Annotated in this window: 19 protein-coding genes and 1 riboswitch; of the genes, 6 read left to right on the top strand and 13 right to left on the bottom strand. The window is 61.4% G+C overall.

Annotated features, from left to right (window positions below; all coding sequences use genetic code 11):
* Nucleotides 1-4: 4 nt before the first annotated feature.
* Together ASC97_RS10755 and ASC97_RS10750 are read right to left on the bottom strand one after the other, a co-directional pair.
* On the bottom strand, nucleotides 5-955 hold the full coding sequence (locus ASC97_RS10755) for a nucleoside hydrolase (protein ID WP_057468352.1): 951 nt from the start codon (nucleotides 953-955) through the stop codon (nucleotides 5-7).
* 73 nt (nucleotides 956-1,028) lie between these two features.
* Nucleotides 1,029-1,427: a cobalamin biosynthesis protein gene (locus ASC97_RS10750; protein WP_057469312.1), complete on the bottom strand. Its 399-nt coding sequence runs from the start codon at nucleotides 1,425-1,427 to the stop codon at nucleotides 1,029-1,031.
* 116 nt (nucleotides 1,428-1,543) lie between these two features.
* Between ASC97_RS10750 and ASC97_RS10745 the strand changes: the two genes are divergently transcribed.
* On the top strand, nucleotides 1,544-2,329 hold the full coding sequence (locus tag ASC97_RS10745; RefSeq protein ID WP_057468351.1) for a TSUP family transporter: 786 nt from the start codon (nucleotides 1,544-1,546) through the stop codon (nucleotides 2,327-2,329).
* A 36-nt stretch (nucleotides 2,330-2,365) separates the two neighbouring features.
* Here the strand turns inward: ASC97_RS10745 and ASC97_RS10740 are convergent, their stop codons facing one another.
* Genes ASC97_RS10740 through cobU form a run of 5 tightly spaced genes read right to left on the bottom strand, consistent with a single transcriptional unit; the run spans nucleotide 2,366 to nucleotide 8,950 of the window.
* Nucleotides 2,366-2,791, bottom strand: a complete 426-nt coding sequence (locus ASC97_RS10740) for an EamA family transporter (protein ID WP_057468350.1) — start codon at nucleotides 2,789-2,791, stop codon at nucleotides 2,366-2,368.
* Nucleotides 2,791-3,423, bottom strand: coding sequence for a cob(I)yrinic acid a,c-diamide adenosyltransferase (gene cobO, locus ASC97_RS10735; protein WP_057468349.1), 633 nt, complete (start codon nucleotides 3,421-3,423; stop codon nucleotides 2,791-2,793). The genes ASC97_RS10740 and cobO overlap by 1 nt, the downstream gene beginning before the upstream one ends.
* Nucleotides 3,420-7,361 (bottom strand): cobaltochelatase subunit CobN, encoded by a 3,942-nt coding sequence (gene cobN, locus ASC97_RS10730; RefSeq protein ID WP_057468348.1) that lies wholly within the window; start codon nucleotides 7,359-7,361, stop codon nucleotides 3,420-3,422. The genes cobO and cobN overlap by 4 nt, the downstream gene beginning before the upstream one ends.
* 9 nt (nucleotides 7,362-7,370) lie before the next feature.
* Entirely contained in the window at nucleotides 7,371-8,420 is a 1,050-nt protein-coding gene (gene cobW / locus ASC97_RS10725; RefSeq protein WP_057469311.1) for a cobalamin biosynthesis protein CobW, read from the bottom strand.
* A gap of 5 nt (nucleotides 8,421-8,425) precedes the next feature.
* Nucleotides 8,426-8,950: a bifunctional adenosylcobinamide kinase/adenosylcobinamide-phosphate guanylyltransferase gene (cobU, locus tag ASC97_RS10720; protein WP_057468347.1), complete on the bottom strand. Its 525-nt coding sequence runs from the start codon at nucleotides 8,948-8,950 to the stop codon at nucleotides 8,426-8,428.
* Between the two features lie 136 nt (nucleotides 8,951-9,086).
* Nucleotides 9,087-9,480, bottom strand: a riboswitch (cobalamin riboswitch).
* Between the two features lie 248 nt (nucleotides 9,481-9,728).
* Between cobU and ASC97_RS10715 the strand changes: the two genes are divergently transcribed.
* Nucleotides 9,729-11,519, top strand: a complete 1,791-nt coding sequence (locus tag ASC97_RS10715; RefSeq protein ID WP_057468346.1) for a chloride channel protein — start codon at nucleotides 9,729-9,731, stop codon at nucleotides 11,517-11,519.
* On the opposite strand, the gene ASC97_RS10710 is transcribed toward ASC97_RS10715, so the two are convergent.
* Complete coding sequence (locus ASC97_RS10710; RefSeq protein WP_057468345.1) at nucleotides 11,516-12,970, bottom strand: cobyric acid synthase; 1,455 nt, start codon at nucleotides 12,968-12,970, stop codon at nucleotides 11,516-11,518. The genes ASC97_RS10715 and ASC97_RS10710 overlap by 4 nt on opposite strands.
* Before the next feature lie 543 nt (nucleotides 12,971-13,513).
* Between ASC97_RS10710 and ASC97_RS10705 the strand changes: the two genes are divergently transcribed.
* A complete protein-coding gene (locus ASC97_RS10705; protein WP_057468344.1) occupies nucleotides 13,514-14,509 on the top strand; it encodes a glycine betaine ABC transporter substrate-binding protein in 996 nt (331 codons plus the stop codon).
* Between the two features lie 153 nt (nucleotides 14,510-14,662).
* On the top strand, nucleotides 14,663-15,010 hold the full coding sequence (locus tag ASC97_RS10700) for a hypothetical protein (RefSeq protein WP_057468343.1): 348 nt from the start codon (nucleotides 14,663-14,665) through the stop codon (nucleotides 15,008-15,010).
* A gap of 9 nt (nucleotides 15,011-15,019) precedes the next feature.
* On the opposite strand, the gene ASC97_RS10695 is transcribed toward ASC97_RS10700, so the two are convergent.
* Nucleotides 15,020-15,172, bottom strand: a complete 153-nt coding sequence (locus ASC97_RS10695; RefSeq protein ID WP_057468342.1) for a hypothetical protein — start codon at nucleotides 15,170-15,172, stop codon at nucleotides 15,020-15,022.
* A 102-nt stretch (nucleotides 15,173-15,274) separates the two neighbouring features.
* Nucleotides 15,275-16,216: a LysR family transcriptional regulator gene (locus ASC97_RS10690; protein ID WP_200959457.1), complete on the bottom strand. Its 942-nt coding sequence runs from the start codon at nucleotides 16,214-16,216 to the stop codon at nucleotides 15,275-15,277.
* Nucleotides 16,217-16,290: 74 nt separating this feature from the next.
* Here ASC97_RS10690 and ASC97_RS10685 point away from each other — a divergent pair, with 74 nt between their 5' ends.
* Both ASC97_RS10685 and ASC97_RS10680 read left to right on the top strand, forming a co-directional pair.
* Nucleotides 16,291-16,536 (top strand): hypothetical protein, encoded by a 246-nt coding sequence (locus ASC97_RS10685; RefSeq protein WP_156390350.1) that lies wholly within the window; start codon nucleotides 16,291-16,293, stop codon nucleotides 16,534-16,536.
* Between the two features lie 169 nt (nucleotides 16,537-16,705).
* Complete coding sequence (locus tag ASC97_RS10680) at nucleotides 16,706-17,776, top strand: 3-deoxy-7-phosphoheptulonate synthase (RefSeq protein ID WP_057468339.1); 1,071 nt, start codon at nucleotides 16,706-16,708, stop codon at nucleotides 17,774-17,776.
* Nucleotides 17,777-17,869: 93 nt separating this feature from the next.
* Here the strand turns inward: ASC97_RS10680 and ASC97_RS10675 are convergent, their stop codons facing one another.
* From ASC97_RS10675 to ASC97_RS10665, 3 genes are all read right to left on the bottom strand, one after another.
* The gene (locus ASC97_RS10675) at nucleotides 17,870-18,334 is read right to left on the bottom strand and encodes a nuclear transport factor 2 family protein (protein ID WP_057468338.1); all 465 of its coding nucleotides are present in this window, start codon (nucleotides 18,332-18,334) and stop codon (nucleotides 17,870-17,872) included.
* 119 nt (nucleotides 18,335-18,453) lie between these two features.
* Nucleotides 18,454-21,897, bottom strand: a complete 3,444-nt coding sequence (locus ASC97_RS10670) for an ATP-binding protein (protein ID WP_057468337.1) — start codon at nucleotides 21,895-21,897, stop codon at nucleotides 18,454-18,456.
* A 1-nt stretch (nucleotide 21,898) separates the two neighbouring features.
* On the bottom strand, nucleotides 21,899-23,134 hold the full coding sequence (locus ASC97_RS10665) for a metallophosphoesterase family protein (RefSeq protein ID WP_057468336.1): 1,236 nt from the start codon (nucleotides 23,132-23,134) through the stop codon (nucleotides 21,899-21,901).
* Nucleotides 23,135-23,231 lie beyond the last annotated feature (97 nt).

Here is a 23,231-nt window from a genome sequence, read left to right as displayed (position 1 = left end):
GCGACTAAGCTTTGAGCAGCGTGTCACGGATCAGGTCGATCACCTTTTCCGATTCGATGCCGGTGCAAACGACCTGGCTCGGCAGACCGTCCCAATCGCCCGGCGGAAAGCGGCGACCGTCCTGCTTCACGATTGTCTGCCCATCGGCGATACCGCCGCAGACAACGCGCACCGCACCCGATATTGTGGTGAACAGCTCGGGTGCCACGACATATACGCAGGCGCAGCTGTCGTGAACCATCATCCCGTCGTCGACAGCATGCTTGTAGAAGTCGATATAAAACTGCGACAGGTCGTTCAGCAGCTTCACCGCCTTGTCGCCCCTGGCCGCGGTATCGGCAAGATAGCTGCGGCTCATCGTCGTAACCGCGGTAACATCGAGGCCGATGACCACCACTTTCCAGGGCGCGGTCAGGACGATATCCGCGGCCTCTGGATCACCGTGGATGTTCGCCTCTGCGACCGGCGACATGTTGCCCGGCACATAGAAATTGCCTCCCATGATGACAACGCTCTTCACCAGCCCGGCGATCTCGGGATCTTCCTTCAGGGCCAGAGCGAGATTGGTCATGCGGCCAACCGCGACCAGCGTCACCTCGCCCGGATTGGCGCGGACAGTCTCGATGATGAACTTGTAGGCCGGGCGCGGATCAAGCGGCACGTCGACAGTCGCCGGCACGTTGATGTTGCCGAGGCCGTCATCGCCATGCACGAAAGTCGGCCACGCGCCCTCCTCGCGGGAGGGATCGATGGTCACATTGGCGCCCTTGGCGACGGGAGCGGGAACACTCCATTCGCGTTTCAGGAACAGCGCGTTGCGGGTAGTCGTCTCGATTGAGGCATTGCCGAAGACGGTGGTGATGCCGATGAGGTCGATCTCCGGATGGCGGTGCAGAAATAGCAACGCCATTGCATCGTCGACGCCCGGATCAGTGTCATAGATGACCTTGTGCATGAATTTTCCTTCTACCGTTATTTCCGCAGGCAGCCGGACGACGCCCACGAGATCGGCGGCACAATAGCGCCCGCTATCGTTTCTGCAACAGCACGCGAGCGATCGCTGCAGTGGCGTGCGCTGATTTGAATTTCGGCAGGATCAATTCGGCAGCCGGTCCAATTGCCGCCAGCGCTGCAGATTCGGCAACGCCGTGGCAGCCCGTGAACGAGAACACGATCGCCGACGGGTTCTCGATACGAGGCGTCTCCCGCTCGAGTGTGGCCGCATTGAAAAAGACGCAGGGCAAGGAAAATTTCGCCGCCACCGCTAAAATTGCCGGCTCCCGACGGCGGGTATCGACCGATACGACAGCAGCAAGTTCGTCCGCCGCAATGCCGGCCGTCGACAAGGCAGTCGCGGCCAGGTCAAGCACTTCTTCGACTGATGTGCCGCGCTCGCAGCCAAGCCCGAGCACACAGCGGCGCCTCATATCGAATTCGATCTTGCCTGCGCGCTTCAAATACCGCCCCCCTGTGTCATGCAAGCCATTGCAGCAGATGGATGGAAATGCAACATGCGCGCCGTTAGCCATCTCAGAGTCCAGCCTTGTCCGATCTTGCCCCCCATCTGCTCATCCTCCTCGCCGCTGCGGGATTTCTTGCCGGTTTTGTCGATTCGATCGCTGGTGGCGGTGGCCTGATTACGGTTCCGGCCATGCTGATCGCTGGCATTCCTCCGCTGCAGACGCTGGGCACCAACAAGGTCCAATCGGTTTTCGGGGCAGCCTCCGCAACCTTCGCCTACGCCCGCAAGGGACATGTCGATCTGCGCAGGCAGTTGCCGATGGCGCTGATGGCGGTCATGGGCGGCGCGCTGGGTGCGGCGCTGGCGACCATCGTACCCGGAGATGTGCTGCGCACGATCATGCCGGTACTTCTTGTGGCGATCGCCCTCTATTTCGCGCTGAAGCCCAACCTCAACGATATCGACAAACATCGCCGTATCACGCCGCTTGCGTTCGGACTGACGCTCGTGCCGGCAATCGGTTTTTACGACGGCGTCTTCGGACCCGGAACGGGCTCGTTCCTGATGCTGGCCTTTGTTTCCCTGGCAGGTTTCGGCATGCTGAAGGCAACTGCGCACACCAAGTTGCTGAATTTCGGCTCGAATGTCGGCGCCCTGGTCGTCTTCATCTCATTTGGTGCGATCCTGTGGAAGATTGGCCTGATCATGGGTGCCTGCCAGTTCCTCGGTGCGCAGCTTGGCTCCCGGCTCGCAATGCGAACCGGCGCGCGGCTGATCAAGCCACTCCTGGTCACCGTCTGCATTGCCTTCACGATCAAGCTCCTGGCCGATCCGCTGAATCCGATCCGCCTCTGGCTGGAGATCTGAGGCCGTCGTCCGTTTACGGCAGGCTGCGGCGAAGCCTCAGAAAAGCGCGAGCAATAGGGCTCCGCCGGCAATAAGGCTCACGCCGAGCCAGTTTATCATGTTGAGCTTTTCACCAAGGAAGACCACGCCGAACACCGCCACGAGCACGATCGACAGCTTGTCGATCGGCGCTACGCGCGCCGCGTCACCGATCTTCAGCGCCCGGAAATAGGCGAGCCAGGAGGCCCCGGTCGCCGCACCGGACAGACAGAGAAACAGCCATGTCTTTCCCGAAATGCTGGAGAATGGTTGCCACTGGCCGGTCGCGGCCACGATGGCCGTGATGATGAACACGATAACGATCGTTCGGATAAGCGTGGCCAGATCCGAGTTCACGCCGGCAACGCCGATCTTGGCAAAGATCGCCGTCAGGGCGGCAAACGCCGCCGACAGTATTGCCCAGAAAATCCAGCTCTGCGTCATCAGAACTCCACGCCCGGCTGCCCCTTGATGCCCGACCGGAAAGGATGCTTGATGAGCTCCATTTCGGTCACAAGATCGGCGGCCTCGATCAGATCATCCTTAGCGTTGCGCCCGGTGAGCACGACGTGAGTCATATAAGGCTTCTCGTCCTTCAGAAATGCCACCACCTCGCTGACGTCGAGATAATCGTACCGAAGCGCGATGTTGATCTCGTCGAGCAGCACCATCGAGTTACGCTCGTCTCGGATCAGCTCCTTCGCTTTTTCCCATGCGGCAGCCGCGGCGGCGACATCGCGGGCCCGGTCCTGTGTTTCCCAGGTGAAGCCTTCGCCCATCGTGTGGAACTGGCAGACATCGGAGAAGTGCTTCTCGATCAGGTCGCGCTCGCCCGTCCACATCGCACCTTTGATGAACTGTACGACAGCGCAGGGCTTCCCATGGGCGATATGCCGGAAGATCATGCCGAAGGCGGCGGACGACTTGCCCTTGCCTTTGCCCGTGTGAACGATGACAAGGCCTTTCTCGTCCGTCTTTGTCGCCATAATCTTGTCGCGCGCCGCCTTCTTCTTGGCCATCTTGTCGGCATGGCGCGCGTCGTCCTGGGCCACCGCTTCCGTCGTTTCGTTCGTCATCTCGTTTTTTCCCCGGATGCAATCTTGAGGGTTTCTTTGGTCTTGAAAGTGTCGTTCACGCTGCGCGCAAGATCGAACCGCGCCGAATTGCTGCGTGGCGTCCAGAGTTGGCGGTCGACCGCTTCCAGCAGCCGCTCCTTCATCTCGTCGAACGCTGCAGGGTTCTTGTCGATCATGAAGTCGCGCACCTTGGGATCGGCAACGAAGGCCTGGTAGACGGCTTCGAAATGATGATTGCCGACGGCACCTGTCGTGGCTGCGAAGGCAAAGAGATAATCCACCGTCGCGGCAATTTCGAAGGCACCCTTGTAGCCATGCCGCATCACGCCGTCGATCCACTTCGGATTGACGACACGGCCGCGAACGACCCGGCCGATCTCCTCTTCCAGCGAGCGGATCACCGGCTTCTCGGGCATCGAATGGTCGTTGTGGTAGATCGACGGCCGTGCGCCGGCCAACTGCTCGGCCGCCGCAGCCATGCCGCCCTCGAACTGATAGTAGTCGTCACTGTCGAGAAGATCGTGCTCGCGATTGTCCTGGTTTTGTACCACAGCCTGGATCGAGCGCAGGCGCTCCTCGAAGACGCCGCGCTCTGCACGCCCTTCCTCACCCGCGCCATACGCATAACTGCCCCAGACCAGGTAGGCCTCGGCCAGATCGGCACGCCGCTCCCATCCCTTCTCGTCGATCAGCGCCTGCAGCCCAGCGCCATAGGCCCCCGGCTTCGAGCCGAAAATGCGAAAGCTCGCGCGACGGCGCGCCTGCGCCTCGTCGAGCCCGGCCGCGACGAGCCTCTCCGTCTCGCCGCGCATGCGATCGGCGATCGGATTGTCCGAGGCGTCTTCCTCCAGCGCACCAACCGCTCGGATCGCCTTGTCGAAAAGCGCAATCTGCTCGGGAAATGCATCCCGGAAGAAGCCGGAAACACGCAAGGTGACGTCCACGCGCGGACGGCGCAGCATGGCGGGCGGGATGATCTCATAACCGGTGACACGCCGTGACGTCATATCCCAGAGCGGCTTCACGCCGATCAGCGCCAGTGCCTGGGCGATATCGTCGCCACCGGTACGCATGTTGGACGTACCCCATGCGGTCAATCCAAACGAAACCGGCCATTCGCCGTGATCCTGTACATAGCGGCGGACCAGAAGCTCGGCCGATTTCTTGCCGAGTTCATATGCCGCCGGTGTCGGCACCGCGCGGCTGTCCACCGAGTAGAAATTGCGCCCCGTCGGAAGGACGTCCGGACGCCCCCGCGTCGGCGCGCCGGAAGGACCTGGCGGCACGAAGCGCCCGTCAAGACCGCGGAGTAACCCAGCGATCTCGGCGCCGCCGCAGGCGAGGATCGCGGGCCTCAACCGGGCTTCGATCTCGGCAAGTACGGCATTGGTCGCATGCCAGTCCGCCGGGCAATCGATCTCGCCCGACACCAGCTTTGCCGCGAACAGCTCGATTCTCTCGACGGTATCGCCCTGAGTGCGCCACGGGTCAGTGGAGACCTGAGCAAGGATCGCCGGGCACGGTCCGAGCCAATCGGCCGCCATATCGCAGTCGAGGGGGTCGAAAGAGTCGATGCTGGATGGCTCCGACAGTAGCAACGGAAGCCTCCCCGCCCTGTGGGGAGGGGTTGCGGAAGGGTTTGCGAACACGTCCTCCGCAATTGCCCGCTGCAAGCTGCGATCGCCGCCCTGTCCGAGCCCCCGCGGCACGCGCGCCAGCGCCACCGTCAGATCCGTCAGCAGTCGCCCCTGCGGCGAAACGCCGAAGATGTGCAGGCCGTCGCGGATCTGCATTTCCTTGAGGTCGCAGAGGTACGCATCGAGCTTCTTCAGCGCTTCGGTCTCGCTCTCGCCCTTCGCGATGCCGGCGTCGCGGTCGAGTCCGATATCCGCGACGAGGTCGAGGATCTGCTTGCTGAGCAAACGGATACGACGCGGGTCGCCCCCGGAGGCCTCATAGTACTCGTCGACCAGCGCTTCCAGATCCTTCAGCGGCCCGTAGCTCTCGGCGCGCGTGAGCGGCGGCGTCAGGTGGTCGATGATGACGGCAGCGGTGCGGCGCTTGGCCTGCGTCCCCTCGCCGGGATCGTTGACGATGAAGGGATAGAGGTGCGGAAGCGGCCCCAGGATTGCCTCGGGATAGCACTCCTCCGACAGCGCCAGCGCCTTGCCCGGCAACCATTCGAGATTGCCGTGCTTACCCATGTGAATGACGGCATGGGCACCGAATTCCTGGCGGAGAAACGCATAAAACGCAAGGTATCCGTGCGGCGGCACGAGGTCCGGCGAATGATAGCCCTCCTTCGGATCAATATTGTAGCCCCGTGCCGGCTGGATGCCGACCAGTACCTCGCCGAAGCGGGTGAACGGCAGCGCGAACGCCCCATCCCTGACATAGGGATCGGTTTCCGGCGCACCCCAGCGATGGCCGATATCATCTTGAATCTTTTTCGGAAGACCTTCGAGGAAATACCTGTAACGACTCAAGGAAATCGTCTCGCGGACAATCTTCCCATCATGGCCGGAGTTCGTCGGCCCCTCCATCAGATGCCGTATCAGCGCATCGCCTTCTGCGGGGATGTCGGCGACCGGATAGCCGGCTGCGCGCATCGCTGAAAGCACTTCGATCGTACTCGCGGGTGTATCGAGCCCGACACCATTTCCGAGGCGACCGTCGCGGTTCGGATAGTTCGCCATGACAAGCGCCACCCGCCGGTCGTGCGGCTTCGCGTTGCGCAACCTCGCCCAGTTGGCGGCCAGCCGAGCGGTGTACTGCATGCGTCCCATGTCGGGCTCACTGCCAACGATGTTGGCTTCGACCGCCGCATCGTAGCGCGCGGCCGACTTGAACGAGACAGCGCGCGCAAGAACCCGCCCATCCACCTCCGGCAGCGCGACATTCATGCCGAGATCGCGCGCCGAAAGGCCCTGCGACGATGCGGCCCATGCCTCTCGCGACGACGCGGAAAAAATCGCCTGCAGCACGACGGCGTCGCTGGCCTCCAACACGGTCGGCTGACGTGTCGCGCCGGGTGCAGAGACCGCAAATCCGGTGGTATTGATCACGACATCAGGCCTTGCGGCATGAAAGACAGTCTCGATGATGCCTTTCGAGACCGGGTCCTTGAGGCTATAGGCGAACACAGGCAGCGGCCGCATTCCCTCTGCCGCAAGCGCTTCGATCAGCATTTCAACGGGGCGCGTTTCCCCGCTCTGGACAAGCGCACGGTAGAAGGAGATTGCGACTGTCTGATGCTCTCCCATCTCGGCCTGATGCTCGACCGGCTCACTGCGGGTGCCGTTCCTCGTCTGCATTTTCGACGGCGAGCCTCTTTTCCCTGCGGAGACGAAGTGATCGGTCGCCTCCTTCCACTCCTCGATCCCGATAACACCGCGCCCCGGCCACCAGATCCCGGCCTTCATCAACGGCACGGCGCGCTCGGGTTTCTCCCCGCCCGAAAGCATGGATTCCGCGTAGGCAAGGAATGCCGCAGAATTCGCATCCCCGCCCTCAATCAGGTAGGCCCAAAGCGCATTCAGATCCTCAAGCGGCACATTCGAAAACGGCGTCAAGCCTGCATCAGGCTTGGAATCTCCCGGCAGAACGGCGATCAGCGCGCCCTGCCGTGCGGCGGCGGCGTGCAGGGCTTCGAGAGCGTAGTGGAAATAGCTTGCTCCGCCGAGCGCCCGCACAACGATGAGCTTCGCATGCCGTGCCGTTCGCTCGATATATGCGTCCACCGACATCGGATGCTTGAGGCTCATCAAACTCGCAATGCGCAGTGTGTGCGCCGGCTGCCCTTTGCCATGCGCCGCGGCGATTGCCGCAAGCTCGGTGTCGGCAGCGGAGAGGAACAGGATGTCCCCGGGAGACTGACCGAGATCGATCGCCTCCTCGCCGTCACTGATCGTTCCCTGCTGTGCCAGAAGCAGATGCATCGGATTTCCCTACACTAGGCCTTCCATCGCCTTGCGCACCAAGGTCTCGTCCATCTCGTGCAGCCCGATCACCACCAGGCGCGTGCCGCGCGCTTCGCCAGGTGCCCAGGCGCGGTCGAAATAGTGATCGATGCGGCTGCCGACGGCCTGCACCTGAAGACGCATCGGCTTGCCCGGGACATCGACGAAGCCCTTGAGACGCAGCACGTCATGCTCCGCGATGATGCCCTTCAGCTTCTCGGCGAATGCCGAGGGATCGGCAACGGGGCCAAGTTCGACGACAAAGCTGTCGAATTCGTCGTGATCATGCGGCGTGCCATCCTCGTGCTCGAGCTCGTGATGGGACTTTCGGTTGCCGATGTCGCCTTCGGTTCCGATGCCCAGACCGAGCAGTATGCTGGCCGGTACCTCGCCGTTCCTTGCTTCGATCATGACAGGCTTGCGGGCAATGCGCGAGGCGACTTCGTCACGAACGCGGCTCAGGCCAGCGTTGTCGAGAAGATCGGTCTTGTTGAGAACGATCAGGTCCGCGCAGGTCAGCTGATCCTCAAAAAGCTCCTCAATCGGACTCTCATGATCGAGCGATTCATCTGCGACGCGCAGTCCTTCGACAGCATCGTGGTCGTCGGCAAAACGGCCCGCGGCGACAGCGGCGCTGTCAACCACCGTGATCACGCCATCGACCGTAACCTGTGTTCGGATATCCGGCCAGTTGAAGGCCGCGACGAGCGGCTGCGGCAAGGCGAGGCCCGAGGTTTCGATGACGATATGGTCGGGGCGGTTCTCGCGCTCGAGGAGTTTCGTCATCGTCGGGATGAAGTCGTCAGCGACCGTGCAGCAGATGCAGCCGTTGGTGAGCTCGATGATATCGTCCTCGGTGCAGTTTTCCGCGCCGCAGCCCTTCAGCACCTCGCCGTCGACGCCGAGATCGCCAAACTCGTTGATGATGAGCGCGATCTTCTTCCCGCCAGTGTTGGAGAGCAGGTTGCGGATCATCGTCGTTTTGCCGGCGCCGAGAAAACCCGTGATCACGGTCGCGGGAATCTTCTGCTGGTTCATGGAATTCAACCCTTCATCTTCAGCGGCAGTCCAGCCGCGATAAAATACACATTCGCAGCTTCCGCCGCGATCATTTGGTGCAGCCGGCCGGCATGGTCGCGGAAATCCCGCGCCATGCTGTTTTCAGGCACGATGCCGAGGCCGACTTCATTGGAAACGATAACGAGCTGGGCCCGCGCCGTCGGCAGATAGGCGGCGAGGCCAGCAAACTCTGCCGCCATGTCGCGCTCCGCCATCATCAGATTGGTAACCCAGAGCGTCAGGCAATCCACCAGGATCGCATGCTTCTCGCCATCGACGGCCGCAAGGCATCCGACCAGGTCGAGCGGCTCCTCATGGGTGGTCCAGAGATCGCCGCGATCTGTTCTGTGCTGCTCGATCCTCGCACGCATCTCCTCATCCCAGGCGCGCCCCGTAGCCACGTAGTGACGTTCCAGACCAGTTGCCGCGACCAGGCGTTCGGCAAAGCGCGACTTTCCAGACCGCGCGCCACCCAGAACGAAGGTGGCACCCGAAGAAGAGGTGTTCATGGGAAATAAGATCCGATCTGCAGACTAAGCCTGCAAACAATCGGTGCGACGACCGCGTGACGCGGTCGGTAGATCTGCCGTTCAGCCATGACAACCTCCGTGCTGGCAGCGGGGACGTCACCCCATGGATGGGCTCTGCGCCCGGCACGATATGGCAGGTCTCCTGGCTCGCGGGTGCGGGCCGCGATCGGGGTGGACCGGAAACCGGTTGCCCTGATCGTGCCAGCGGATCTTCCTCGCCTTCCCGGCGGCAATCATGAAAAGGCGGACGATTCGTAGACAAAGAGGCGTCCAGCCCCGGCTGATCATGCTTGCACTACCAGTGGCTTTTCCGTCATCGTCCCCGCCTCACCCGCCTGCGCCATGCAGACAGCCGGTAACACGCATCCGACGCCGGACGGAAGACCCTGACCGCTCTACAGTCGCGGGGTCGGCTGTGATGAAAGCGCCCTGAATGGGTCCGCCCCGTCACATTCCCTTTTCATCCGAAACGCTTTTGGCGGTCCGGAACCATCCGTTATGGATTCATGGTTAGGCAAGCGCCGGAGGGAAGTCAATCGGCTTGCCTGTGCGCAGTGGAATGAGAAAACCATTGCGACGAACCGTAAAGACGATCATGCCTACCATATTTATCGTCTTTTATCAGTGACTTAATCCTTCAAAAAACAGTTGCCATCGCCGGGCTTTTGCCGCAATTGCACCGCAAGCGGATGCCGTCGCATTCGTCACCCTCCTCCCTCGCCCTTGACCGGGCCCTTGCCCGCCTAGTTTCCTTGCCATGCTCCTGAAAATCGATCTCCGCCGGTACGGCCCGCTTCACACTCTGTTGGATGCGGGACGCATGCGTGCACTCCTGCGCCGCAGCGAAATGGGCATGGTCATCGCCGGCGCAATCGTCGGGGTGACCTCCGGCCTAGCGGTCACCGGCATGAGTCTCGTTTCCCGCGAGATGCATAGCCTGATCTTCGGCATCAGCGATGTCGAAAGGCTGAGCTCCTCCGAGATCGACAACAAGTTCCTCCTGCTTGCAGCGCCCGTTTGCGGCGGCGTGCTGCTCGGTCTCTTGATGTTCATCCTGGCGAAGACACGCAAGAAGCCGATGGTCGACCCGATCGAGGCGAATGCGCTCCACGGTGGCCGCCTGTCTCTGACGGACAGCATCCTGGTGGCCGTCCAGAACCTGATCTCGAATGGCTTCGGCGCTTCCGTGGGACTTGAAGCCGGTTATACGCAGCTGGCGTCAGGCATTGCCTCGAAGCTTGGGCTCAAGCTGCAACTGCGCCGCTCGGACCTGCGCGTTCTCGTGGGCTGCGGCGCAGCCGGCGCGATCGCGGCCGCCTTCAACGCACCGCTGACAGGCGCCTTCTACGCCTTCGAATTGATCATCGGCACCTACACGATTGTATCGCTGACGCCCGTCGTCGTGTCCGCACTCGTTTCGACGCAGGTGGCGCGCTTTCTTGCAGGCAGCGATTTCGTCATCGACGTCGGCTCGTTCGGATCGGTCATGCCGGCCGATTACGTTCCGGCTGTGCTGCTCGGCGCGTTTTGCGCAGGCGTCGGTATTCTGATCATGCAGGGCGTTGCCTTCATCGAAGAGCTCGCCCGAAGGAGTTCGATCGCCCCACCGCTGCGACCCGCGCTTGGCGGCGTTATCGTTGGCCTGCTTGCCCTCGTGACACCGCAGGTGCTCTCGGCAGGCCACGGCGCATTGCACTTGAACCTCGACCGTGAAGTTGCCATCCCTATATTGGTCGGCCTCTTCCTGCTGAAGTCGTTTGCATCAGCCATATCCATCGGCTCGGGCTTCAGAGGCGGCCTGTTCTTCGCATCCCTGTTCATGGGAGCGCTGCTGGGCAAGCTGTTTGCCTATTCTGCCCCCTATTTTGCCCACGCCACTCTAACACCCGTCATCTACGCCGTGGTCGGCATGAGTTCGCTCGCGGTCGCCGTCATCGGCGGGCCGCTCACCATGACGTTTCTCGCGCTCGAAATCACCGGCGACTTTCCAATAACCGTACTCGTGCTCGCCGCCGTCCTCAGCTCGTCACTGGTGGTCCGCAGCACGTTCGGCTACTCCTTCGCCACCTGGCGCTTCCACCTGCGTGGCGAAAGCATCCGTAGCGCCCACGATGTCGGCTGGATCCGCAATCTGACCGTCGACAAGTTGATGCGCGCCGACGTGAAGACCGCCAGGGCAGGCATTTCAATGGAGGAATTCAAGGAGCGCTTTCCGATCGGCTCCGCACAGCGCGTCATTCTTGTAGAGGACAGCGGCAAATATGCAGGTTTGGTATTGGTTCCGGAGATCTATGCAAGCCTGACCGACAGCGATGACGACAGCAACGGCGTCGACCAGTTCGTGCGCTACCGCAACGACTTCCTGCAACCGCAAATGAACGCCAAGCAGGCCGCCGCCATCTTCGACAAGACCGAAAGCGAAGCACTCGCCGTCGTCAACAATCTGGTGGAGCGAACGGTGGTCGGTCAGTTGAGCGAGGCCCACACGCTGCGCCGTTACAGCGAAGAGCTCGACCGCCGCCGCCGGGAAGTGTCGGGCGAGATCTAGCTGAGCAGCTCGCCGAGCCAACGTTCGTCAAGATGGAATTCAAGCTCGGCGGCGATCTCGTCGAGCGCCTGCTCGACGCCTGCGCGGTAGTTCCGTATCCCGCCGGCAAGACCGAAGCTTCGGAGCAGCCGGGACCGGTAGGCGTCGCTGGAAAAAAGACCATGCAGGTAGGTCCCCGTGACCCGCCCATCGCCCGAAACGGCACCATCAGGCTTACCGTCCACGATGGCGAACGGCCTGCCGCAATCCTCACCACGGGTCACACCAAGGTGGATCTGATAGCCTGACAGTGGATCGCCACACTCGACCGACGTCGCTTCGCTGTTGCGCACCGTCTTTTCCGGCGCCATGACGGTTTCAACCGCGAGCAGGCCAAGACCCTCGGCTTCCAAGGCGCCGCCCTCTACACCTTCGGGATCTTGCACCTTCACGCCGAGCATCTGATAGCCGCCGCAAATTCCGATGACGCGTCCCCCCCGCCGCACATGGTCCGTCACATCGGCATCCCAGCCCGCCGCCCTCAGATCCGCCAGATCGGCAATCGTCGCTTTGGAGCCGGGCAGGATGACCAACTGTGCATCGGCGGGTATCCGCTCGCCCGGTCGCACGAACGCCAGATCGACATCCGGTTCGGCCCTCAGCGGATCGAGATCGTCGAAATTCGCAATCCGAGGCAAGACCGGGACAGCAACCTTCAGTGCTCCGCCGCCGCTCCGAGCCAGCCGTTCCAGCGCCACGGAGTCCTCGGCCGGCAAACGCGAGGCGGCCTTCAGCCACGGCACGACGCCCAAACTCGACCAGCCCGTGAAACGCCCGACAGCCGCGATACCGTCGTCGAACAGTGATACGTCGCCGCGAAATTTGTTGATGACGTAACCAGAAATCATTGCTCGGTCTTCATCGGACAAGATCGCATGCGTTCCCACCAACGACGCAATGACGCCGCCGCGATCGATGTCGCCGACCAGCACGACAGGCACGCCGGCGCGCGTCGCAAACCCCATGTTGGCAATGTCGCCCGCCCTGAGATTGATCTCCGCCGGCGATCCCGCTCCCTCGACGATAACCAGATCGGCCCCGGTGGAAACGCGGGAAAAACTCTGCATGACGTAGTCGAGCAGTTGCGGCTTGAGCTTCTGGTAATCGCGTCCCTTCGCCTGTCCCCAGACCTTGCCCTGAACGACGATCTGGCTACCGTTTTCCGATTGCGGCTTCAGCAGCACTGGGTTCATATGCACCGACGACGGCACCCGTGCCGCCATCGACTGCAGCCATTGCGCCCGGCCGATCTCTCCGCCGTCGTCGGCCACGGCTGCGTTGTTCGACATATTCTGCGGCTTGAACGGACGCACGCTTATACCGCGATTGGCGGCGAGCCGGCAGAGCCCGGCCACCAGCACCGTCTTGCCGACGTCAGAGCCGGTTCCCTGCAGCATGATGGCTTTTGTCATTGTCGCGAGCTCCGAACGGTCGCCACCGGCCTACAACGACCGTTCCTCATCGGTCAATCGCAACCGCCGAAAATGCGAAAGCCGCGCAGACCTCGTTGAGATCGCGCGGCTTGCCGAAATACTCTGGCGCATTCGCCCATACACGACGAAACTCGCTTTCTCCGGGACGCACTACCTGATCCGGAGAAGCAGCGGATGTCCCCCGCCACGCAACAACTCATAGCGTCACAATCTTACCGGAGAGTTAGTGAGCCATTAAGCAAAGATGAATTTCCGGATTTTTTTGATTTTTGGTCGTGCAACCGCAGACTCGCGCTGTGCTACAGCGCTGATTCCGTCGAAATTAACTATTTTAAATCAGCCGCTTAAAATCCTCTCCCATATTTCAGAAGAGCGTTGATTTCCCCATGCGAAGGGGTAGGCTCCTTTTCAAGACGCCAGCATCGGCGTCAAAGCGACGGCCAAGAGACACGCTGCAGATGATCCCCTGCAATCTGCAGAGCGTGTAGTCTGCCGGTGCTTGTACAAAAGCGGGAACAGCAAATGAGAGCTTTTTGCACGTCGATCATAGTCGCCGCGGGATTGCTGAGCGTGGCGGGCACTGCCGCTGCGGATGAATGCGGCAATGTTTCCATTGCCGGGATGAATTGGCCCTCTGCCAGCATCGCCGCGAATTTCGACAAGATCATCCTGGAGACCGGCTATGCCTGCAAGGTCACGATCGTCCCCGGCGACACGAAGCCCACACTCCTGTCCATGAACGAAAAGAGCGAGCCCGATGTCGCCTCCGAATTCTGGGTCGGCTCGGTACGCGTGGAACTCGACGCGGCTGTCAAGCAGAACCGCATCGTTCAGGCTGCCGAGATTCTGTCCGACGGGGCCGTCGAAGGCTGGTGGATTCCCAAATTCATCGCCGATGCAAACCCCGACATTCGTACCGTGCAGGACGCACTGAAGCATCCCGAGCTTTTTCCCACGCCGGACGCCTCCCAAGGCGGCGTATACAATTGCCCGGCGGGCTGGAGCTGCCAGATAACGACGGCGAACCTATTCCGTGCCCTTGGCGCAGGAAGCGACGGCTTCAGTCTGGTCGATACCGGGACACCGCAAGGGCTCGATGATTCAATCGCCGCCGCGTTCGGAAAGAAGGTCGGCTGGCTCGGCTACTACTGGGCGCCGACGGCAATTCTGGGAAAATACGACATGACACGGCTGGGCTTCGGCGTCGGCCACGACAAGGCGGAGTGGGAGAGCTGCACCATCGTTCCGGGTTGCGCCCGCCCTCAGGTCAATTCCTATCCGGTATCGCGCGCTTTTACGATCATGACGAGGGCCTTTGTCGATCGCGCGCCACCGGTGGCGAACTACCTGAAGAAGCGATCCTGGGACAACAGCACGATCAACGACGTGTTGGCCTGGCAGGACGAGCACAAGGAGAGCAACCGCGAGGCGGCGCTCTATTTCCTGAGGAACTATGCCGATCTCTGGACCAAGTGGGTCCCGGCAGATATTGCGGAAAGAGTGAAGGCCGGTCTGTAGGGTATTCTGACCCGCCATGACTACGCCACTCATACCCGGTGTCTGGCCTTTTTCTATACGGGTATTTCCGCGCATCCCTCGCTGCCTTATAAGCCGCGCGAGCTTCGTCGGGCGACTCGCGGGTCGCGCCGAACAGATCCAATGGAGATTTAGATGACGTCCGCCCCGTTCCCAGATCGCGAAACGATCGCTGCCAAGTTCTCAGCGCTTGGAGAGCAGGACAAGTCCTACATCGCGCTTCTCCTGGAAAACCCCGCGCAGGACGACAATGTGATCGAAGGCTTGCATCGTCATCTCGACGAAGCCGCACGCGCTTCGTTCCTGCATTCGTTGAAGCTCGAAAATCTGGGGCGATGGATAGGAGACGCGGCACCGCCACGCCTCCAGATTCGCCTGATGGAAGCTGCAAAGTCGAGCCAGCATCCAGCCTATGCGGCGTTCCGCGCAGGATTGAATGTCTCTGGTGGTCTCGTCAAGGCGTACCCACCGGCAGCGCTATAAGGCCGCCCGCTACTGTACAGCGCGATCCACCGAACGGCCGGCGGCCTGCGTGGCATTCACGGCATTGGCCGTATCGTGCCCGACACCGCGGATGGTGTTGGCGCAGGAGGTCAGCGCAAGCAGAAGAACGATGGCGGCACCGATTCTAACCGTAGTCGTCATTTTGGAAATCCTTTATTTGAAATGGCTCCCTGAGGCAGTCGCCAGGACTGCTGCGGTCTTTCAACGCACTGGGAAGCAAAAGGTTTCACCCCTTCGGATTTCTCAAGCGGCAATAGCCTTCGCCTTTTCCGCAAAGGCGAACCGGATGCTTTCTGCCACGGCTTGGACCGGCCCTGACATCTGCGAGGCAGTCAACAGACGGATGTCGAAGGAGCCGAGTTCAGGTAGTCCCTCCTGCGCACCCAGTATCGCCATGTCCTCACCGACATAGGAGCGCGGCAGCGGCGCGATCGCCAGGTCGGAGACGACGGCGGCGCGCTGGGCCATGGTGTGACCGCTGAGAAAGGCGATACGATAATCACGCTTCATGCGCTCGAGCTGCGACAGCGCTTCCGAGCGCCAGATGCAGCCCTCTTCCCAGATGGAGATCGGCAAAGGGTCACGTCTATGGGCGGTGCCGCATTTCGCGCCCGCCCACACGAGCCTCTCGCGAAACACGATCTCGCCGTCGGTCGGCAGCGGACGCGTTGCGCAGTTGATCAGCGCCAGATCCAGCCTCTGCTCTTCCATGCGCTTCCTGATGCCCATGCTCATGTCGATCGTAACGTCGACCATGATCCCGGGGAAACTGTCGGCAAAGCTCCGGAGGATACTTGGCAGCAGCCGCTCGCCGATATCCTCCGGTGCGCCGAGGCGGACGACGCCGCTGAGCTCGGGCATGATGAAGCGCGATACGGCCTCGTTCGACAACGCGAGAATATTTCGTGCGTAGGAGAGAAGGACCTCTCCGTGCTGCGTCAACGACACCGAGCGGGCATCCCGCAGGAAAAGCGTCGCGCCGAGTTGCTCCTCGAGCTTCTTGATCTGCATGGAAACAGCCGACGGAGTTCGGAAAACCGCTTCGGCGGCAGTCGAAAAATTGCCCGTTTCGGCGATTGCCACGAACGTGCGCAACACATCGTTGTCGAGCAAAGGAATGGGACGGCGAAGCGAAAATGTCATCGTCTCATCTTTCAATTTTTCTGATTTATGAGACCATATCATTTTGTTTGTCTGAAAGTCAATCGATGGCTAGGCTTTCATCGGATCGCACGATCTTGAGGAAAGGAGGCAAGGCGATGACACTTCAGACAATCATCGAGAAGCTGCAACAACTCAGGTCCCGCCAGCGCACCCATGCGACCAGGACGTGGGTGCGGAAACACCTGGCGCGCTTGCCAGCCCATCTGGCAGACGACCTCGGCGTGCAGACATGGGAGTCGTGGGGTGACGCTTCGAGCCACCAGCCAGCTTCGGAGCGCGACCGGATCGAGACGACCTCTCGATTTATCGGGGTGACAACGCGAGCGTATTGCTGTAGCTAGCTCGCATGTCATCCGCTTGTGCATATGTTTCCCGATTTTATTACTTCCGCGCTGTTGTGCGGAGGTGGGAAAACGCGTGAGTAGATAGACGCAAACCGATCCCGACCAACCGCTAGTCAACCTGGCGGTTTTTTTATGCGCCCGGTATGACCTCCTGGAGACCAATACCGTGTCGAACTCGACAGACGACCTGCGCATCGCAAACATCATCGAACTTTCCTCGCCCGCACAAATCATCGGGGAGCAACCGCGAGACGAAATCGTCAGCCAGACGATTTTGGAGGCACGTGAGGATATCCATAATATCCTGACGACCGACGACGACCGGCTCCTGATCGTCGTCGGCCCGTGCTCCATTCATGACCCGATCGCGGCCATCGACTATGCCTCCAGGCTCGCAGAACAGCGCCAGAGGCTGAGCGATGATCTCGAGATTGTCATGCGTGTCTATTTCGAGAAGCCACGCACGACAGTCGGCTGGAAGGGGCTGATCAACGATCCCAATCTGGACGGCAGCTTCCGGATCGAAGATGGACTCCGCATCGCCCGAAAGCTTTTGCTCGACATCAACGCGATGGGTCTCCCGGCGGGTTGCGAGTTTCTCGACACCATAACGCCGCAGTACATCGCTGACCTCGTAAGTTGGGGCGCGATCGGCGCCCGCACGACGGAGAGCCAGGTGCACCGGGAGCTTGCCTCCGGCCTCTCCAGCGCGATCGGGTTCAAGAACGGCACGAGCGGCGACGTGCGGATCGCACTCGACGCGATCATGGCGGCGTCTCAGCCTCATCATTTCCCGGCAGTGACAAAGGACGGCCGCGCTGCCATCGCGTCCACACGCGGCAACGAGGACTGCCATCTCATTCTGCGCGGCGGCAAACAGCCGAACTACGACCACGACAATGTCGAGGCTGCCGCGGCCGCTTCCGTCGCCGTCGGGCTACCGCCGCGCGTCATGATCGACGCGAGCCACGCCAACAGCCGGAAGAACCCCGAAAACCAACCCTCGGTGCTGCAGGACATTTCGAACCAGGTTGCCGCCGGGGATAGCCGCATCATCGGAGCCATGCTCGAAAGCAACATAGTCGGCGGTCGCCAGGATCTGCTTCCAGGCAAAGCCCTCACATACGGTCAGAGCATCACCGACGGGTGCATCGACTGGCCCACAACTGTTGCGGCTCTGGAGGGCCTGGCCAACGGTGCAAGAACGAGGCGCGCGCTGAAACCGACCAGACGATAGGCATCATTGCGGATCGGCCGGAGCACTCGAATACCCGTGCTCCGGCCGTCCAGCGAGTGAATCTGCGTCCCGCCGCCTTCAAGCTGCGAACGATCAGAAAGCGAAGTCGCTCAGTCCCGGATGATCGTCGGGCCGACGTCCAAGTGGCCAGCGAAATCTGCGTTCGGCCTCGGCGATCGGATGCTCGTTGATGCTGGCATGACGGTAGCGCATCAGGCCATGGTCATCGAACTCCCAGTTCTCATTCCCGTAGGCTCGATACCAGTTCTGGCTGTCGTCGTGATATTCGTAGGCAAACCGCACGGCGATCCTGTCGCCGGCAAACGTCCAGAGCTCCTTAATCAGCCGATAATCGAGCTCACGCGCCCATTTTCTGGCGAGGAATGCTTCAATTTCCGCTCTCCCGCTGATGAACTCGGCACGATTTCGCCAGCGGCTGTCTTCGGTATAAGCCAGGGCAACCTTGGACGGATTTCGACTGTTCCATCCGTCCTCCGCGAGTCGAACTTTTTCGACCGCACTATCGAGCGTGAAGGGCGGCAATGGCGGCCGAGACATGTTGAGAACTCCTCTAGCACCGTCCGATGGACCGCGAAACCCGGCGCATCTTGATCGAAACGAGCTCGATCTTCAACTCGTCGCCGCGGCACGGCTGTTTTTGAGTGGCGAATGCAACGTTACAGTCCGATGATGTCCACGGCTTCCCCAAGCTCCTGCCTCGCAAGATCCACCACACTCGATTGATGGGTAAAGAGGATCGTCTGGAATGATTGCGCCGTTGACGCAAGCGTCCGCAGGCCGGACCGGGTCCGGTCGTCGTCAAACGTCTGGAAAATGTCGTCGATCACCAACGGGGCCGGTTCGTTGCGCGAGGAGTAGTCTTCGAGGAAGGCAAGCCTCAGAGCGAGATAGAGCTGATCACCGGTACCCTCGCTCAGGCCCGAAAGCGGGACTCGCTCGCCGCTCGCCCGCACGGCATGAAGATGAAGTGCGTCATCCTCGCCATACTCCTGCACCAGGCCGAGGAACGCACCTCCCGTTAAAGCCGAAAACAGCGCGCCAGCGCGGAGGATGACAGGATCAGATTGAGCCTCGCGATAGGACTCCATCGAGGTTGCAAGCATCCTGGCCGCCAGCTTCAGGACAACCCACTGCCGTGCCAGCTCCCTTGTTTCCTGCTCGGCGGAGAGCCTCTCGAAAACCGCATACTCGACGCTCTTGCCCGTCTCCAGCTCCTGCCTCCTGCGACGGTTCTCGGCCAGGCTCGCGGTCACGTCGCCAAGGCGGTCGACGAGTTCGGCGTCCTCGCGTTCCAGTTCCTCGATGGCAAGTGCCGCCGCAGTTCGGTCGAAGTCAGCGAGCTCGCAGCGGACATCGTCTTCGCGCAGACCGTTGGCCTGTTCGACGAAGCGTCGCCGGCTCGCAAGAAGCCTTGCCTGCGAAGTGCGGCGTTCCCCCAGCCTTTGCAGCAGAGACGACGGCTCGACAAGCAGAGAAAGGGAACTGGTCAATCCGCTGAGGGTATCTTGGCAGGTCGCGGCTTCGCCTTCGCACCTGGCAACAGCGAGTTCGGCGAGATCGAGATCGGTCACCAGCCTGGCGCGCCGCTGATGTTCGGCGTTCGCCGCGACGGCACGGTGATGCAGGATATCGATCGCCGCGTCGGCCGACAGTTGCGAAAGATCGGCGCCAATCTCACCTGTCAATGTCTTGACGCTCTCCTCGAAGACACCGATGTCGCGCGTCATCCCCCTCACCCGTCGATCTCGGTTCTCCCGCTCCGAAAGCACCTGTGGCACCTGTCGCCAGATGTCCATCGTGGCTTCCGCCATCTCGATTGTGGCCGTTTCCTCCAGGTGGACCGCCGAGGCTGCCTCAGCGAACTCGGCCTGCCAACGTTCGGTCCGGCCCCGCAAATCGTCCGCCTCAGCCTCGATATCGCGTATGGTATCGAGGCTGGAAGTTCGTTTTCCCTCAGTGGCGCGGCTCTCGCTCCAACGCTGTTCCATGACGTCGATGTGGCGAACGAGGGCACGCCCGAGAACCGTGCAGGGCAACGTGCGGGCCTCTGGCAGGGCAGTGTCTCGTGCGATATCCGCGAGCAGAGGAAATATGCGATCTTGGCTGATCCGCAGGACCGAAAGTTCGTCGGCCATCGCATTCAAGGACGCCCGCTGGATGGCAAGAGCCTCCACGGCTCGGCGCCACTCGATCATCGGCTCCGCACCGAGCGGTATGACGCCCGACTGTGCGAACAGGTCCAGATAGCGGGCTTCCAGGCCGGCAAGAGTCGCTCTTGCTTTATTCTCGTCTATCGCCAGTCTCTCTCCGGTCTTGATCAGCTCCGAGGAACGCATTTGCAACTGTGTGTGACGCGCCACCCGCTCCGCATCGGACAAAGCCAGGTCTGCGAGGCGGTCCGTCCGCGAAATCGCTGCCTCGACACCCGTAAAGCCCGCCGGCGTCGGACGATCGGTCAGCTCGCGCCACAACTGGTCCCGGAGTTTTCGTTCGGTGGCAATCTCCTCCCGCGTCACGATCACATCGCCGCGTTCCAGATGTCTCATTTCGTCGGCAACCGCCTGCGCCTCCGCGGCGACGTTCGCGTTCTTGCCCGATATCTCGCGCAGAGCGGTCGCCGCTGCCTCAATGAGGCGTCGATGCCCCTGAAGCGTCGATACGTCAGGCAGCGGAACCGCCAGAAGTCGGTCTAGGCTGTCGATCGACGGCTCCAGCCGGCCGATCCCATCTTCGAGTTCCAACCGAGCACGTTCGACACGAACATGAAGACCGTCGATGCGGGCGATGTCGCCGAGGTCGCCCAGCAGAGCTGCCAGCCGGTCCGAATGCTGTCGTGGGTCGACGGGTTGCGGGCCATCGTGAATGTTCTCCAGATCCTCGAGATAGGCTCGCTCCTTCGAGAGGTTCCGCTCGACGTCAGCGTGCGACCGACGCAATTCACGCCCGACCTCTATCAGCCGATGGAGACGTGCCAGCGCGGCATCCGTCGGCTGCATATTCGCCAGATGGTCGCTATCGCCATCGAAACCGAGCTTGCGGGTAAACTGGCGTATTCGCTGATCGAACTCGTCGACCTCGCCCCGCACGCGGCCAATGTCCGATTTCGCGGCAAGATAGGCCGACTTGCCGGCATAGATCTCGATAATCTTGCCTGCGGCCTTGAAGAGCGCTTCGTCAACCTGGGCGACGCTCAGTTCGTCGCGCAGTCGGAGCACATCCGCGCGCGCCGTGTCCGTCTTCTCGACAGTACGCCGATGCGCATCGATTGCGGTGTGGAGACGGTCTTCCATATCGGCGAGGCCGTCTAGATCGGAGAACGCAGAGACTGCCATCGCATCGGCATCGATTTCGCGGATCAAGGGCTCCAGACCTCGCAGAGTGGCAAGGCGGCTATGCTCCCGACGTTTTTCAAGCCGGCGCCCTTGCAGTTCAGCAAGCTCTGCGTCACCGCGTTCCACCTCGTCGACAAGCTTTTTCCAATCGCCGGACTTCAGCTCGTGCTCGCGTTCGGCTTTTCGGGCCTCCTCGTGACGCTCCAGTGCCTGATAGAAAAGCCTGTCCTTCGACCGGCGCTGCGCGAAAATCCCCTCGGCGTCGCTGTCCAAGGTACGTCTAAGGTTGGTCAACCCTGTCAGCCCCGAAGCGGCTGAAAACAGCAGACTGCCGATCTCGCCGCCGCTTTGCAGCATGGCGGTCGCGCCATCGCGCAGACGGCGTGTATCCAATCCGAAGGCTCGCTCGAATACCGGCCGACCCAACGCGCCGAGAAATGGTGCAAGCGCATCGTCCGGAAGGGGCGTCTCCTGATCGGAATGGGAGACAATCGTGTTCTTCCGTCCGCGACGGCGACGAAACCGGATGTCGTTGCCCCCGCGCGCCGTTATGGCTGCGCCGATCCGCAACGTTGAGGCTTCATGGAGGTAATTCTCCGAGATCTCATGGGGAAAACCGAAGAGCAGGTCTGAGAATGCCTTCAGCGCTGACGACTTGCCAGCTTCGTTCCGGCCATAGACAACATGAAGCTTCGCATCTGCCCGAAACTCCAAGGGCCGATCTGTCAGCGCTCCGTAGCGTAGTATATCAAGGCGGTCGAAACGCATCTCAGTCCGCTCCCGCCCCACGGGCGAGTAAGAGCTGTCGAGCCTCTTCGATAAGTGCGTCCACGGAGATATCAAGGGGAAGGTCGCCGGCACCGATACCGGCAGGCAGGCGCGGCACGATCGAGGAGATCAGAATTTGCGCCTCGGTTTGCAAGTCCGCGTCCTTGCCGTGCTCGGCAACGAGCCTCCCGAGGTCCAGTATCCCGTCGGCCGGTTCCGTCATCAGAGGCGGTTCGATAATCTGCAGCTCAAGCTTTTCCAGCCAGATGTCTTCATGAGCGCGATGGCAGGCCGCTTGCACCTCATCGATCCATTGCAGCCGGTTTGCTGTGAAATTCCTGTGAAGGCGCGAGGGCCCCTTCAATCGAACACGGAGCGCAGTCGTGCGCCCATCCGCTCCCGCGCGGATCGAACGCGCTGCCGCTTCGACACGCTGCAGTATTTCCAACGAACTGTGATCGACGTCGACGGCGATTTCCACCATGGCAAACCGGGCCTCGTCGACGATGAGACGTTCCAGCTCGACGCGCCCGTCGTCGACGGTGACCAGCAATGCTCCCTTGGCACCCACCTCCCTGACGCTGCGACCTTGGAGATTGCCCGGAAACACGATCGGCGGATTGGTCGCCACCTCCTCGAATTCATGCACGTGGCCCAGCGCCCAGTAGTCGTAGCCGCGTGAGCGAAGGTCATCCAGGGAACAGGGGGCATAGGACGCGTGCGGCTCCCTGCCCGTCAGTGACGTGTGCAATACCCCGATATTGAAGTACCCCTTCACGGGAGCAGGATAGGAGAGTGCGAGGTTGTCGTTGGCGGATCGCTCCGCAAAGCCCTGCCCGTGAAGGGTCACCCTGAGCCCTTCGATAGACATCGATCCAGGCTTGGACGTCGGGAACTCGTGGACGTTCGACGGCAGGGATATCGTCTTGGTGATCACGCTCAACGCGTCGTGATTGCCACGCAGCAGGTAGACCGGTATCGCGGCCCGCTCGAGCCGGGCCATTTCACGGTTGAAGAAGAGGCCAATCTTGTTGTCCTTCCAGTCGCCATCATAAACGTCGCCCGCAATGATGAAAAAATCCACACCAAGCTCGATCGCACGGCTGACCAGCGTGGAGAAAGCCTTTCGGCTCGCCTCGACGAAGATCGCCGCGATATCGGGATCCTTGAGGGCAAGACCCTGGAACGGGCTTCCGAGGTGGAGGTCGGCTGCGTGGATAAACCTGAAGGACGACATGCACTCGCTCTGCGTTCACGAAGACAGTACGACTTTATGGGCGCCGGCGGCCGATTGATACGATTCGTACACAGAAACACCCGTCCTCCATGCGATA

This window comes from Rhizobium sp. Root1203, assembly GCF_001424945.1.
GTDB lineage: Bacteria > Pseudomonadota > Alphaproteobacteria > Rhizobiales > Rhizobiaceae > Rhizobium.
Note: the sequence above shows the minus strand (reverse complement) of the source record. Positions and strands in the feature narration are given on the sequence as shown.